This is a genomic window from Streptomyces sp. NPDC088915 (assembly GCF_044749825.1).
In the GTDB taxonomy this organism is placed as follows: domain Bacteria; phylum Actinomycetota; class Actinomycetes; order Streptomycetales; family Streptomycetaceae; genus Streptomyces.
Genome location: NZ_JBIVIR010000016.1, coordinates 82555 through 94636, shown reverse-complemented (window position 1 = coordinate 94636; position 12082 = coordinate 82555). Strand labels below are relative to the sequence as shown.

Below are 12082 nucleotides of genomic sequence, written 5' to 3'. Positions count from 1 at the left end.
AACGGTTCGGCCGTGAAGGGAGGCGCCATGACGATGGTGCCGCAGGGCGGCGGCAGCGCCGTAGGCAGGGGCGGAGGCTCCTCGGGCACCCTCTACGACGTCCTGGAGCTCATCCTGGACCGGGGCCTGGTGATCGACATCTTCGTCCGCGTCTCGCTGGTGGGGATCGAGATCCTCAAGATCGACGCCCGGATCGTGGTGGCCAGCGTGGACACCTACCTGCGCTTCGCCGAGGCCTGCAACAGGCTCGACCTCGAATCCGGCCGCAAGGCTCCGGCGCAGCTTCCCGAGGTCGTCGGCGGCATGATGGAGGGCGGGGCCCACGGCAAGTCCAAGGGAGCGCTCAGCGGGGCGGTCGACGCCGTCACCGAGTCCCTGACCGGGAAGTCCCGCCACGACGAGGAACCGGACGAGGAGGAGGAGCCCGCTCCCCGACGCAGGCGGCCTCCCGCCCGACGCACGGCGCGCCGGGAGGAGGAGTGACCGATGGCCCTCTACGTCTACGCGATCACGGGGGAGGACCATCCCCTCGCCGTCGAGGACATGACCGGCGTCGGCGCCGATCCGTCCCCGGTGCGCGCCCTCGCGTGCGGACCGCTGTACGCCGTGGTCAGCGACGTCTCCGAGGAGATCCGGCCCAAGCGGCGCGACCTGCTGATCCACCAGGAGGTGCAGGAGCGCCTCATGGAGGGCGGCCCCGTCCTGCCCCTCCAGTTCGGTTACACCGCCGCCGACGAGGCGACGGTCGAGCAGGCGCTCCGCAGGGACGCCGACGGCCACCTCGCCAATCTGGAACGGCTCGCCGGCTGCGCCGAGTACCACGTGCGGGCCTCCCAGAACGAGGAGGAGCTCCTGCGGCAGATCCTGCGGGAGACCCCCGAGACCCGGGAGCTCAACGAGCGGATCCGCGCCGGCGACCCGGACCCCCAGCTCCCGCTGACCCTCGGCCGGATGGTTGCCGCACAGGTGCAGGAACGACAGGACGCGCTCGCGGCCGGACTGGCCGACGCCCTCGTCCCGTACGCCGAGGAGCACAACGTCCGGCCGGCGTCCGGCGACGACTTCCTCAACCTCTCGCTGCTGGTCTCCGACGACCGGAAGGAGGAGTTCCTCGCGGCGCAGTCGGGCCTCGTCCGGCAGCTCGGGGAGGGGGTGGAGTTCCGGCTGAACGGCCCCCTGCCGCCGTACAGCTTCGTCCAGTAGCTCGCCCGGTGGTTCGGGGTCCGGTGGTTCGTCCGGTGGCGGGAGACGGACGAGGAGGGAGAAGGAGAGAGAGGATGGGACTGCTGACACAGCTGCTCACGCTTCCCGTCGCCCCGGTGCGCGGCGCCGTCTGGATCGCCCGGCGGGTCGTGGAGGAGGCCGAGGAGGAGTACTACGACCCGGCCCCCGTCTGGCGGGAACTCCGGGAACTGGAGAGCCGGCTCGTACGGGGAGAGATCGACCAGGAGGCCTTCGACCGGCGCGAGGACGAGCTGCTCGACCGGCTGGACGAGATCGACGCCCACCGGCGGGGGCTGCTGTGACCCGGAAGCGAGGCCGCCGTGTCTGACCCCCTGCCCGACCGGTTCGGATCCGCCCCCTCCCGGGCGGCGCCGGTGCCGTACGGACCGAATTCCTCCGCCAACCTCGCGGACATCCTGGAGCGGGTGCTCGACAAGGGCATCGTCATCGCCGGGGACATCCGCATCAACCTGCTCGACATCGAACTGCTGACGATCAAACTGCGGATCCTGGTCGCCTCCGTCGACAAGGCGAAGGAGATGGGCATCGACTGGTGGGAGCACGACCCCTCGCTCTCCTCGAAGCACACCGGCGGCCCCCTGGCGGAGGAGAACCGCAGGCTCCGCGCGGAGCTGGAGGCACTGCGGCGCGAGAGGCTCGAAACGGGGGAGCCCCTGGAACCGGGGGCTTATGAGGACACGGAAGACACGGAGGACGTGGAGGTCTACGACGACGCAGAGGTCCCCGACGACGCGGAGCCGGACGACGAAGCGGCCCCCCGCCGCAGAACGAGGGGCGGGACACCACGGAAGCGCGGTAGATGAACGGCCACGAAGACCTCACCTACGTGTACGCCGCGGCTCCGGACACGCGGGAGGTACGCGCGTCCCTCCAGGACCTCCGAGGGGTGTCGGGGGCCTCCGTGTCCCTGCTGTCCCTCCCGACGCCCGGACCGGACCCCGTCGCGTTCGTCGTCAGCCGGGTCGCACCCGACGAGTTCGACGAGCGGACCCTGAAGGCTCGCTTCGAGGACCTGGAGTGGCTGGAGGGCGTCGCCCGCGCCCACCACGAGGTCGTCCAGACCGTCGCCCGCCACGACACCGTCCTCCCGCTGCGCCTGGCGACCGTCTACCAGAACGACGACCGCGCCCGCCACGCCCTCACCGCCCAGCGCCGCGTCTTCGCCGAACGGATCGCCCTCCTCCGCGGCCGGAGCGAGTTCGGCGTCAAGCTGTACGTGGGCCCCACCGGCTCCGCCGGCCCCTCGGAGCCCCGGGACGGTACCGCCGCCGACGCCTCCCTCAGCCCCGGAAAGGCCTATCTGCGCCGCCGCCGCGCCCAGCACAGCGCCCAGGAGGTCCGCCACCGGCACGCCCAGGAGGCGGCCGGCCGCGTCGAGGCCCTGGCCTCCCGGTTCAGCACGCGCCGCGTGCGCCACCCCGCCCAGCGCGGCGCCCTGGCGGGCCCGGAGGAGAACGTCCTCAATGACGCCTACCTCGTCCCGCACGCCCGCGCCGAAGAGTTCCGCACGGCGCTCGCCGCCGCGGTGGAGGGCCTCGACGGCGTGCGCGTCGAGGTGACCGGGCCGTGGGCCCCGTACTCCTTCGCCACGCCGCCCGAACCCGAGACCGTCGGGGAGGGGCGGACGCCATGACCGTCTCCCGGCCCACCGAGTCGCTGCCCGGCCGGCAGGTCGCCCTGGTCGACCTGCTCGACAGGCTGCTCAGCGGGGGAGTGGTCCTCTCCGGCGACATCGTCCTGTCGATCGCGGACATCGACCTCGTCCGCATCTCGCTCCGCGCCCTGATCGTGTCCGTCGACTCGGAGGCGGACCCGCTGGCACCGGTGGACCGGGAGCGGCCGTGAACGACGGGGCGGACCCGGTGCCGGGGGAGCGGAGAACCCCTCCCGGGCCGCTCCCGAAGACGGCCCCCGGGGCGGAGCCGTTCCAAGAGACCCCACCGCCCCTGCGCAGGGCGGGCAGCGCCCTGAACGACGCCTTCCGTCTCCTCCAGGCCCCGCCCACCCCGGCCGACGAGCCCCCGAGCCCCGCGCGCCGGCTCCGGACCGACCACGAGTCGGTCGAGGAGGACCTCCTCAAACTCGTCCTCACCGTCGTGGAACTCCTGCGCCAGCTCATCGAGAGGCAGGCGCTGCGGCGCGTCGACGCGGGCGACCTCACCGACGACCAGGAGGAGGAGCTGGGCGCCACCCTGATGGCCCTGCACGACGCCCTGTCCGACCTCTGCGCCGAGCACGGCTACACGCTCCAGGACCTCAACCTCGACCTCGGCCCGCTCGGTCCCCTGCTGCCGCGGGAGGACTGAACACCACGGGTCCGGCCCACGTCACCGGGCGGAGACGGTGACGCCCGCCAGGGCGAGGGCCCGGGCCACGGCGGGCAGGTCCAGCGGTCCGTCGTCGTGGCGGGCGGGCCGCAACCGTGCGAGGAAGGGCTCCGGCCGCAGCCGGTGCGCCTCGGCGTCGGCCAGGAAACCCGCCGCGCCCGCCCCGTCGCCGTCCGTGTCGTCGACGTGGTCCGACAGCTCGCCCAGCACCTGCTCCCGGTCGACGAGACCGCGCATGCCGCAGTCCAGGCCGTCGTCCCGCAGGTCGTCCGGGTACGACGCGCGGGCCCAGGCCCCGTCCTCGTACCAGTAGACGCAGCCCAGCTCGTAGCCCTCGATCCGGTCGCGCAGCTCGTCGTACGGGAGCCAGTCCGGCCCGCCCGCCAGCATGTCGATCGGCGTCCCGTGCCACCTCACGCCGCTCGACTCGTCCTCGCCGTAGAGCACGAAGCGGCCCTCGCCCCTCCTGGACATGGTCCACCAGGTGCAGCCGGAGTCGTCGTGGTGGAGCCCCTCGGCGTCGACCCAGAGGCCGGTGCGGTAGCCGCTCGCCCGCTCCTCCTTCGCGGCGGTGGCTCCGATGGCGGCGAGCAGCGCCCACCGGCCCCACAGCGCCTCCCCCGAGGGGAGGTCCTCCGGAAGCCCCGGTCGGTGGATGGTCATGCGCGCCCCCGTGCGTCCTCGCCCCGACGATGATCACGCCCACAGTACGGCCCTCCCGGAGACCGGCCGCGCGGCTCCACCCTCTCCGGTGGTCCGCCCGGCGGATCGATCAGGGACGGTCGGCCGTGGCGAAGATCCAGCGGTTGGCCGCCAGGGCGTCGTCCGGTTCCGGGAGCGGGCCCCGGCCGTGGAGCGCGGTGAAGTCGTACGGGCGGTGCACGGCCACCCGCCAGCCCCGGCCCGCGAGGACCCCGGCCGAGTCCGGGCGCGGTCCCGCGGCGAAGAGGCCCGGCAGATCGATGCCGACCCGCTCGCGCGCCGCCGTGTAGACGGATCCGCCGCGCACGCGCGGCGACTCGGCGGTCACCTCCTTGATCTCGTACGCCAGCGTGCTGCCGGCGGCGCTGAGCCGGTCCACGTCGTCGATCAGGCGCCGCTCGGCCTCGGCTGGGAGGTAGAGCAGCAGGCCCTCGGCGAGCCAGGCGGTCGGGGCGGCCGGGTCGAAGCCGGAGCCGGTTCCGGAGCCCAGGAGGGCCTCCGTCCAGTCGTGCCGGAGGTCGGCGGCGCACGGACGGCGTTCGGCGACGGGCTCCGCCCCCGTGCCGTCGAGCACCGACTGCTTGAAGGCCAGCACGTCGGCCGAGTCGATCTCGTGGACGACGGTCCCGGCGGGCCAGTCGAGCCGGAAGGCCCGGGAGTCGAGACCCGCGCCGAGCAGCACCACCTGACGCACGCCCGCCCGGGCGGACGCCAGCAGGTGGTCGTCCAGGACGCGGGTCCTCAGTCCGAAGTACCGGCCGAGCCTGCCCCACAGCGGGTCCGAGGCACCGCCGGGGACCTCGTCGGGATGGAGCGGCCAGTCGGCGGCGTCCGGCGCCGCGCGGACGAAGGCGGCGGCGAACGGATCGCGGGCGAGGGCGTCGGGACGGTGGGTCTCGACGGCGCGGGCGGCGGCCACCAGCAGGGCGGTGCGGCCCACGCCCGCCGTCACCCCCGGGGACGGACCGGCTCCGGTGCGCACTTCCCCTCCTCTTCCTCTTCCCCCCGCGTCTCGACCGCGGGGACGTCCCACACGGACGGGTCGTCCGACGCGGGGGTACGGGCGCCGTAGAGGACGCGCATGAACGCGAGGACCTCCTCGTACGGCAGGTGCAGGGCCGTGGTGCAGTCCGTCAGTACGGTGACGTGGAAGCCCTTCTGGAACGCGGTCCGGGCGGTGGAGTCCACGCACACGTCGGCGAACAGGCCCGCGAACACCAGGTGCTCGACGCCCCGGGCCCGCAGGTGCTCCTCGAAGCCCGCCGCGAGGAAGGCGTCGAAGCAGGCCCGCTTGGTGAAGACGGCCTCCCCGGCGGCGGGCAGGACACCGTGGAACTCCGCGCCCCAGGTGCCCTCCAGGCACTTCGGCGGCCTGCCCCGGGCCCGGTCCCGCAGCCGCCAGCTCGCTCCCTGCCGGCCGGGGTCGCCGGTGAACCGGACGAAGACCACCTCCACGCCCCGGCGCCGGGCCTCCGCGGCCGCTCCGGCGGCCGAGGAGACGACGGCGTCCAGGACGGCGGGGTCGCCCCGGAACCGGGCCCTGGCCAGGGGACTCACGCAGAAGTCGTTCTGCAGGTCCACCACGACCAGGGCCGTGCGCGCCGACGCGGTCACGGGCCGCCCACCAGGGCCGCGTCACGCGGCGCGCTGTCCGGTCCGGGGACGCCGAGCGCGCCGACCAGGGCGTCGACCACGTCGCTCGTGGAGTGCCGGCCGCCGAGGTCGGGGGTGCGCACGCCCCGTTCGTCGAGGACCGCGAGGGCGGCCTCCACGGCCGCCACGGCACCGGGGTACCCGGCGTGGTGCTCGGCGACGAGCGCGGCGGCCCTGATCGTGGCGACCGGGTTGACCAGGTCCCGGCCCGCCAGGTCGTCGGCCGAGCCGTGCACCGTCTGGTACTCCACCAGGCCGCGCAGCGCCGGGTCGAGGCAGACGTTCTCCGTGCAGCGGTTCTCCTGCCGGTTGGAGCCGTACCGGTCGAGGAGCATGACGTGCATGATGTCGGCCCACTCGTTCCCGGCGATCAGCAGGGTGCGGTCGGGCAGCCCGTGGGCGAGCAGGTTGCGGTTGACCGTGTCCGGCTGGAACACCTCGATCCGTACGCCGAACCGCTCGGACAGGTCGGCCACCCACGCGTCGAACGCCCCGTCGAGCAGATGGAACTTGTACGCCATGACGATCCGGCCGATCCGCCCGTCCGGCCAGGTGCGCCGGGCCCGCTCCAGGGCGTGCTCGACGACCGCCCCGGTGACCTCACGGCTGAAGGTGAGGGTGCGGGTGACCTCGCCGGCGGTGTGTGTGTTCTCGCCGGTGTAGAAGCCCTGGGCCTGGTCCCGTACCAGCAGCAGCGACCGTCCCCCGGCCGTCAGCAGGTCGACCTTCACGGCGCGCAGCCGGCGCCGGACGAGGTACAGCGACTGGGCGTTGATCGCGGTGCGGAAGACCGCGGTGGTGCCGCGCCCGGCCAGGTCCCGGCACCACGCCTCGTAGTGGTCGGCGTCCTCGGCGGTCAGCCGCTGCACGGCGGCGACGTCGTGGTCCCGGCGGAGCGAGACGTAGGAGTGGTAGAGGCGCGGCGAGCGGACGACCTCCGCCCCCGCAGTCCCCGCACCGCCGGGGGTGAGGGCGCCCAGCACGCGCTCGAAGACGTCCGCCAGCTCCGGGCCCGTGCCGCGGCCCACGGCCAGCCCGATCACGGGCCGGACACCGTCTAACGGGGAGGCCCCCGCAGCCTCCCGCCCGCTCTCCCCGGTCATCGGACGGCGCCGGCGACGAGACGGTCCCCGGCGATGCCGGCCTTCTCCGGACGGTAGTAGTCCCGGATCCCGTCCGCCCAGACGGCCACCGGGACGCGGTCGCCGTCCACCGGCCCGAAGGCCTCGAACAGCGCCTCGATGTTGGACCGGTCGAAGCCGATGGCGGTCATGAGGGCGAGGAAGTCGGGACGGGCGACGAAGCCGTCGCCGTCCACGTCGCCCATCGCGGACAGGGCCTCGGCGAACTCGTCGACGGCGGCGTCGAACCGCTGCGGGTCGAGCACGACGGCGGTGAACTCCTCGGGGCTGATCCGCCCGTCGCCGTCGGCGTCCAGCTCGGCCAGGAGCGTGTCCCCGTACCGGCGGAAGGCGGCCAGGAGCCTCGTCCCGGCCTTCTCGTCGGCGGCCGGCAGCGCCGCGACGGTCCGGCTCCCCATCAGCTCGAAGTCGGCGGGCTCCAGGAAGCCGTTCCCGTCGGCGTCGAAGAGCGAGAACACGAGCTGCACACGGTCGGTGGCCTCGGTGGTGGGCATGGAGATGCACCCGGCTTTCGGTGAGGATGACGCCGGGTCACGCGCCCGGCCGCTGATCCACTATCGGGGTGCCGAGACGCTTTCGGTGTACAAATGCGGTCTGTTGTACACGATCGAATGCAATTCGCCGGGCGGTGCATGACACGCCGGGAAGCTGGAAAGTGGCGCCCGTTCCGGCCGGGTGGGCCGGAACGGGCGAGGAGTGAACGGGCCGGGAAGAGCGGTCAGTCGCGGTCGACTTCCTGGCGGAGGACCCGTCGCTCGGTCGTGGAGACCTCGTACGTCGTCTTGTTCCAGTTGCCGGTGTCGACGACGTCCACCGACCAGGAGTCGTCGTCCAGCTCCACGGCCGTGACGGTGCCCTTGTCGTCCTGGGTGGCCGTCCGGACCGCCTGCTCCGGCGTGACGGTGGTCCGCTTCAACCGGTCGGCCAGCTTCTGCTTGTCCTCGGCGTCCTGGTCCGCGTCCGGCTTGTCGCTGATGACCTTGCCGCTGACGCCGTCGACCCATACGTCGTGGAGGGTGCCGTCCGACGCGGCGACGCTCGTGTGCCACGCCGGGGTCCGCATGCCCGCGCTCGCCGACGGGCTCGCGGAGGCGGACGCACCGGCGGAGGCGGAGGCGCTGCCGCTCGGCCGGGCGCTCCCGCTCGCGGTGGCGTTCGGCGGCGCCCAGGCGAGCTCGGTCTCGACCAGCTTGCCCTGGGGCACGGCGGCCACGGCGGTCTGCGTGGCCTTGTCCCAGGTGACCTTCGTGGCCGGGACGAGCTTCTGGCGCTCGGCCTGGTCGTCGGTGAGCCGCGGCGAAGCGGAGCCCGAGGGAGAGGCGGACCCCGAAGGGGAGGCGGAGGCCGACGGGTTGCCGGTGCTCCCGGTCTGGGTCGGCGCGATGCGGCCGGACGTGGTGGTGGTGTCCTTCTGCTCGGACCCGCAGGCGGCGAGCAGAAGGGCGCAGGACGCGGCGAGGCAGGCGATGACCGGGCCGCGCAGTCGATGTCGCAGAGAGGTACTCATGCCCCTATTCCTGACCCGGGTCCCCCGCTCCGTGACGCACCGACCCGCGCAACCACCCGATCGCGGCCCTCCTCCGGTCCGGACGGGGTAAACCCGCCCGGCGCCCCGCCCGCGGCCTCAGCGCTCGGACGGCTGCTCGTCCCCGTTCGTGTAGCGGATCCGGGCCCACAGCGGCAGGCCGAACCAGCAGACCAGGTACCAGGCGAGGACTCCGGAGACCAGCCACGGCACGTAACCGTCGTGCGTGGCCACGCGCAGGACCAGGAAGAGCGCCGCGGTCAGCGTGGCGAGGAGCAGGATGAGGCCGGTGAACATGAGCCGGGAGGCCCAGACGACCGCCTGGGGCTTGATGCGGCGACCCGACACGATGCGGTGGAAGGCCACGGGTCCGATCAGGGCGCCGGTCGCCAGCGAACCGAGCACGACGGTGACGATGTACATCGTCTTGTCGGTCTGCTCCAGGTCCTGGAAGTGCGGTGTGAACACCACGGTGAGCAGGAAGCCCAGGAGGATCTGCACACCGGTCTGGGCGACCCGGATCTCCTGGATGAGTTCGGTCCACCGCCGGTCCGCGCGCTCCTCGGGCGTCTCGTTTCTTCTGGTCCGCCGGTCATCGTCCGGTATCACGTCCTCAGTCATGGCGTCCTCTTTCCCGTAGGTCGGCCTCGCATCCGCCCGGGCTTTGCCTTTTCTTTTCCCAGGATGTGCGCAGTCCGGCCTTCCGGCCCGGCGGGAAGCACCCCGGGCCCGCGAACACGCGCCCGCGAGGAGGGTGCGATCACCGGAGGGCCTGCGTAGCCTAAGAGCCACCCCGGGGGCACCCGGGGGGAGGACGGGCCGCTCCACGCCGCCGCAAGACGCCGGAGAAGAGCAGCGGAGGTCGTGTGTCGACGTACGAGGATGTCCTGGGCGACCTGCTGGCCCGCTCCCACCTGCGGTCCGTGCGGGAGCTCGCGGGCCTCGTCCAGGACGCGGGCCGCCGCATGGGACTCAGCGGAACGGCCATGTACGTCACCGACCTCCAGCAGATCCGGCTCATCGCACTGCCCCAGACGGATGGCGTCGACCAGGCGACGCTCGACGTCGACACCTCGCTGGCGGGCCTGGCCTACCGCACGCAGCGGGTGCAGCGGTCGAGGGACGGCGCCACCGCCTGGCTGCCGATGATCGACGGGGTCGAACGCATCGGCGTCCTGATGGTGACGGCGCCCGCCCTGGACGACGGCCTGCTCGGGCGCGGCGAGGCGCTCGCCGGGGTCGCCGCCCTGCTCGTGGTGTCGAAGTCCTCCCACAGCGACCTGCTGGTCGAGACGGAACGCGCGCGGGCGATGACGGTGCAGGCCGAACTGCTGTGGGCCTTCCTGCCGCCGCGGACCATCGGCACGTCGGAGGTCACCTCCTCGGCGGTCCTCGAACCCGCGTACGACATCGGTGGCGACACCTTCGACCACACCCTGGACGACGGCGGCCTGCACCTGACCGTCATCGACTCCATGGGCCACGACCTCGCCTCCGGCGGAGCCAGCGCGGCCGGGCTCGCCGCCTGCCGGGCGGCCCGCCGCTCCGGCGGCTCGCTGAGCGACATCGTCACCTCGATCGACCAGATCCTCGACACCTGGTTCACCGACCGCCTCATGACCGCCGTCGTCGCCCATCTGGACACCTCCGACGGACGGCTGACCTGGATCAACTGCGGCCACCCGCCGCCCCTGCTGATCCGCCACGGAAGGGTCCTCCCCCAAGTCCTCGACCGGGAGCCCGACCTGCCGCTCGGCTGGGGATTCCTCAGGGAGTCGCCGCCCACCGAGCACACCGAGCGCCTCCAGCCCGGCGACCGGATCCTCCTCTACAGCGACGGCGTCACCGAGGCGCGCTCGTCCGGAGGGGACTTCTACGGCGAGGAACGGCTGGCCGACACCGTCATCCGCGCCACGGCGGCCGGCGCCCCCGCCCCCGAGGCCCTCCGGCGCCTGGTCCAGGGACTGCGGCAGCACCAGGGCCACAAACTGCGCGACGACGCCACCATCCTGCTCACCGAATGGCACCCCGGCGGACGCGGCGGGGGAACACGACCGGACCCCGGGATGAGTGGCCGTTCCGGACGAGGGTAGGCGCGGATTCGACAGAAAGATCACGGTGAACCGTCAGGAGGGTTCATGAGCACGCCCCCGAACGACCCCGTCCCTCCGAGTCCCACGCCCCCGCCCGGACCCGGCCCGGCCCCCGACCCGGGACCGCTGCCGGGACCGGCTCCCGTGCCCGGCGGCCCGGACCCCGTTCCGCCCGCGCCGCCCCAGCCGGAGCCGGACCCGCCGGCCCCGGTCCCGCCCCCGGAGCCCTTCCCGCAGCCGGGCCCGCTGCCTCCGCCGGGCCCCGCCCCGGAACCGCTGACCTGAGGGTCACGCACGTCGGCCCCCGCCCTGTTCACGGGCGGGGGCCGACGTGCGTGCGAGGAGGGGGCGGCGCGCGTCCGGCTCAGCCGTGGCCGAGCGGCGGCACCCGCTCGGACGGGGGCGGCGGCCCGGGCGGCGTGCCGTCGCCGAACGGACGCCCGCCGAGCTCCTCCCGCCCGTGCGCCGAGAGCCAGCCCCGGGGGTCCGGGCCCAGGGGGACGATCCCGGTCGGGTTGATGTCGCGGTGGACGACGTAGTAGTGCGTCTTGATCTGCTCGAAGTCGATGGTGTCGCCGAAACCGGGCGTCTGGAACAGGTCCCGCGCGTAGCCCCACAGCGCCGGGAGTTCGGTCAGCTTCCGCCGGTTGCACTTGAAGTGGCCGTGGTAGACGGCGTCGAACCGCACGAGGGTCGTGAAGAGACGGACGTCGGCCTCCGTGAGGGTGTCCCCGACCAGGTAGCGCCGGCCCTTGAGCCGCTCCTCCAGCCACTCCAGCCGGTCCCACAGCCTCCAGTACGCCTGGTCGTACGCCTCCTGGCTGCTCGCGAAACCGCACCGGTAGACGCCGTTGTTGACGTCCCGGTACACCTTCTCGGCCACGTCGTCGATCTCGTCGCGCCACTTCTCCGGATACAGCTCCGGCGCGCCGTCCCGCTGATGGGCCGTCCACTGGCTGCCCAGGTCGAGCGTGATCCGCGCGAAGTCGTTGGTGACCACCGCGCCGGTGGGGACGTCGACGATCGCGGGCACGGTGATGCCGCGCGCGTACTCGGGGTCCCGCCGGAAGAAGGCCTCCTGGAGCCGTTCGATGCCGAGGACCGGGTCCCTGCCGTCCGGGTCCAGGTCGAAGGACCAGCTGCGCTCGTCGTGCACGGGCCCGGCGATGCCCATCGACAGGACGTCCTCCAGGCCCATGAGGCGCCGGACGATCACGGCCCGGTTCGCCCACGGGCACGCGCGAGCGACGACCAATCGGTACCGCCCCGGCTCCACGGGCCAGCCGTCCCGGCCGTCGGCCGTGATCCTCGTCGTGATGTAGTTCCGGTCGCGCTCGTACTCACCGTCGCCAGCCATGGCCCCGAGGGTAGCCCGCGCCGTACGGTTCCGCCCGG

General features: G+C 73.4%; 16 protein-coding genes. 8 read left to right on the top strand and 8 right to left on the bottom strand.

The features are described 5' to 3' along the window. Positions 1-27: 27 nt before the first annotated feature. The 7 genes from ACIP5O_RS27110 (at position 28) to ACIP5O_RS27080 (ending at position 3551) form a co-directional block, all read left to right on the top strand. On the top strand, positions 28-483 hold the full coding sequence (locus ACIP5O_RS27110) for a gas vesicle structural protein GvpA (RefSeq protein WP_401297529.1): 456 nt from the start codon (positions 28-30) through the stop codon (positions 481-483). 3 nt (positions 484-486) lie between these two features. After that, positions 487-1203 (top strand): GvpL/GvpF family gas vesicle protein, encoded by a 717-nt coding sequence (locus tag ACIP5O_RS27105; protein ID WP_401297527.1) that lies wholly within the window; start codon positions 487-489, stop codon positions 1201-1203. Between the two features lie 74 nt (positions 1204-1277). After that, positions 1278-1526, top strand: a complete 249-nt coding sequence (locus tag ACIP5O_RS27100; RefSeq protein ID WP_401297525.1) for a gas vesicle protein GvpG — start codon at positions 1278-1280, stop codon at positions 1524-1526. 18 nt (positions 1527-1544) lie between these two features. Continuing rightward, on the top strand, positions 1545-2048 hold the full coding sequence (locus tag ACIP5O_RS27095; RefSeq protein ID WP_401297523.1) for a gas vesicle protein: 504 nt from the start codon (positions 1545-1547) through the stop codon (positions 2046-2048). Further along, a complete protein-coding gene (locus tag ACIP5O_RS27090) occupies positions 2045-2878 on the top strand; it encodes a GvpL/GvpF family gas vesicle protein (RefSeq protein WP_401297522.1) in 834 nt (277 codons plus the stop codon). The genes ACIP5O_RS27095 and ACIP5O_RS27090 overlap by 4 nt, the downstream gene beginning before the upstream one ends. Further along, on the top strand, positions 2875-3090 hold the full coding sequence (locus ACIP5O_RS27085; RefSeq protein ID WP_401297520.1) for a gas vesicle protein: 216 nt from the start codon (positions 2875-2877) through the stop codon (positions 3088-3090). The genes ACIP5O_RS27090 and ACIP5O_RS27085 overlap by 4 nt, the downstream gene beginning before the upstream one ends. Next, positions 3087-3551, top strand: a complete 465-nt coding sequence (locus ACIP5O_RS27080) for a gas vesicle protein K (RefSeq protein ID WP_401297518.1) — start codon at positions 3087-3089, stop codon at positions 3549-3551. The genes ACIP5O_RS27085 and ACIP5O_RS27080 overlap by 4 nt, the downstream gene beginning before the upstream one ends. 21 nt (positions 3552-3572) lie before the next feature. Here ACIP5O_RS27080 and ACIP5O_RS27075 read toward each other — a convergent pair whose 3' ends face one another. From ACIP5O_RS27075 to ACIP5O_RS27045, 7 genes are all read right to left on the bottom strand, one after another. Next, a complete protein-coding gene (locus ACIP5O_RS27075) occupies positions 3573-4235 on the bottom strand; it encodes a hypothetical protein (RefSeq protein ID WP_401297516.1) in 663 nt (220 codons plus the stop codon). A 109-nt stretch (positions 4236-4344) separates the two neighbouring features. After that, positions 4345-5256: an SAM-dependent methyltransferase gene (locus ACIP5O_RS27070; RefSeq protein WP_401297514.1), complete on the bottom strand. Its 912-nt coding sequence runs from the start codon at positions 5254-5256 to the stop codon at positions 4345-4347. Continuing rightward, a complete protein-coding gene (locus tag ACIP5O_RS27065; protein WP_401297512.1) occupies positions 5223-5888 on the bottom strand; it encodes a cysteine hydrolase family protein in 666 nt (221 codons plus the stop codon). Before ACIP5O_RS27065 ends, ACIP5O_RS27070 begins: the two co-directional genes overlap by 34 nt. Beyond that, entirely contained in the window at positions 5885-7030 is a 1146-nt protein-coding gene (locus tag ACIP5O_RS27060; RefSeq protein WP_401297510.1) for an isocitrate/isopropylmalate family dehydrogenase, read from the bottom strand. The genes ACIP5O_RS27065 and ACIP5O_RS27060 overlap by 4 nt, the downstream gene beginning before the upstream one ends. After that, positions 7027-7563: an EF-hand domain-containing protein gene (locus ACIP5O_RS27055; protein WP_401297508.1), complete on the bottom strand. Its 537-nt coding sequence runs from the start codon at positions 7561-7563 to the stop codon at positions 7027-7029. Before ACIP5O_RS27055 ends, ACIP5O_RS27060 begins: the two co-directional genes overlap by 4 nt. 224 nt (positions 7564-7787) lie before the next feature. Continuing rightward, complete coding sequence (locus tag ACIP5O_RS27050) at positions 7788-8576, bottom strand: PepSY domain-containing protein (protein WP_401297506.1); 789 nt, start codon at positions 8574-8576, stop codon at positions 7788-7790. A gap of 117 nt (positions 8577-8693) precedes the next feature. Beyond that, a complete protein-coding gene (locus tag ACIP5O_RS27045; protein WP_401297504.1) occupies positions 8694-9215 on the bottom strand; it encodes a DUF6328 family protein in 522 nt (173 codons plus the stop codon). Positions 9216-9460: 245 nt separating this feature from the next. On the opposite strand from ACIP5O_RS27045, the gene ACIP5O_RS27040 reads away from it, so the two are divergent. Then, a complete protein-coding gene (locus ACIP5O_RS27040) occupies positions 9461-10687 on the top strand; it encodes a PP2C family protein-serine/threonine phosphatase (RefSeq protein WP_401297502.1) in 1227 nt (408 codons plus the stop codon). Positions 10688-11051: 364 nt separating this feature from the next. Here ACIP5O_RS27040 and ACIP5O_RS27035 read toward each other — a convergent pair whose 3' ends face one another. Continuing rightward, positions 11052-12044 (bottom strand): glutathione S-transferase family protein, encoded by a 993-nt coding sequence (locus ACIP5O_RS27035; RefSeq protein ID WP_401297500.1) that lies wholly within the window; start codon positions 12042-12044, stop codon positions 11052-11054. Positions 12045-12082 lie beyond the last annotated feature (38 nt).

Excerpts from the sequence above, each read along its gene's own strand:
- ACIP5O_RS27110 (WP_401297529.1), top strand. The coding sequence starts at position 28 with ATGACGATGGTGCCGCAGGGCGGCGGCAGCGCCGTAGGCAGGGGCGGA.
- ACIP5O_RS27075 (WP_401297516.1), bottom strand. The coding sequence starts at position 4,235 with ATGACCATCCACCGACCGGGGCTTCCGGAGGACCTCCCCTCGGGGGAG.
- ACIP5O_RS27100 (WP_401297525.1), top strand. The coding sequence starts at position 1,278 with ATGGGACTGCTGACACAGCTGCTCACGCTTCCCGTCGCCCCGGTGCGC.
- ACIP5O_RS27045 (WP_401297504.1), bottom strand. The coding sequence starts at position 9,215 with ATGACTGAGGACGTGATACCGGACGATGACCGGCGGACCAGAAGAAAC.
- ACIP5O_RS27105 (WP_401297527.1), top strand. The coding sequence starts at position 487 with ATGGCCCTCTACGTCTACGCGATCACGGGGGAGGACCATCCCCTCGCC.
- ACIP5O_RS27060 (WP_401297510.1), bottom strand. The coding sequence starts at position 7,030 with ATGACCGGGGAGAGCGGGCGGGAGGCTGCGGGGGCCTCCCCGTTAGAC.
- ACIP5O_RS27050 (WP_401297506.1), bottom strand. The coding sequence starts at position 8,576 with ATGAGTACCTCTCTGCGACATCGACTGCGCGGCCCGGTCATCGCCTGC.
- ACIP5O_RS27090 (WP_401297522.1), top strand. The coding sequence starts at position 2,045 with ATGAACGGCCACGAAGACCTCACCTACGTGTACGCCGCGGCTCCGGAC.
- ACIP5O_RS27035 (WP_401297500.1), bottom strand. The coding sequence starts at position 12,044 with ATGGCTGGCGACGGTGAGTACGAGCGCGACCGGAACTACATCACGACG.
- ACIP5O_RS27085 (WP_401297520.1), top strand. The coding sequence starts at position 2,875 with ATGACCGTCTCCCGGCCCACCGAGTCGCTGCCCGGCCGGCAGGTCGCC.
- ACIP5O_RS27055 (WP_401297508.1), bottom strand. The coding sequence starts at position 7,563 with ATGCCCACCACCGAGGCCACCGACCGTGTGCAGCTCGTGTTCTCGCTC.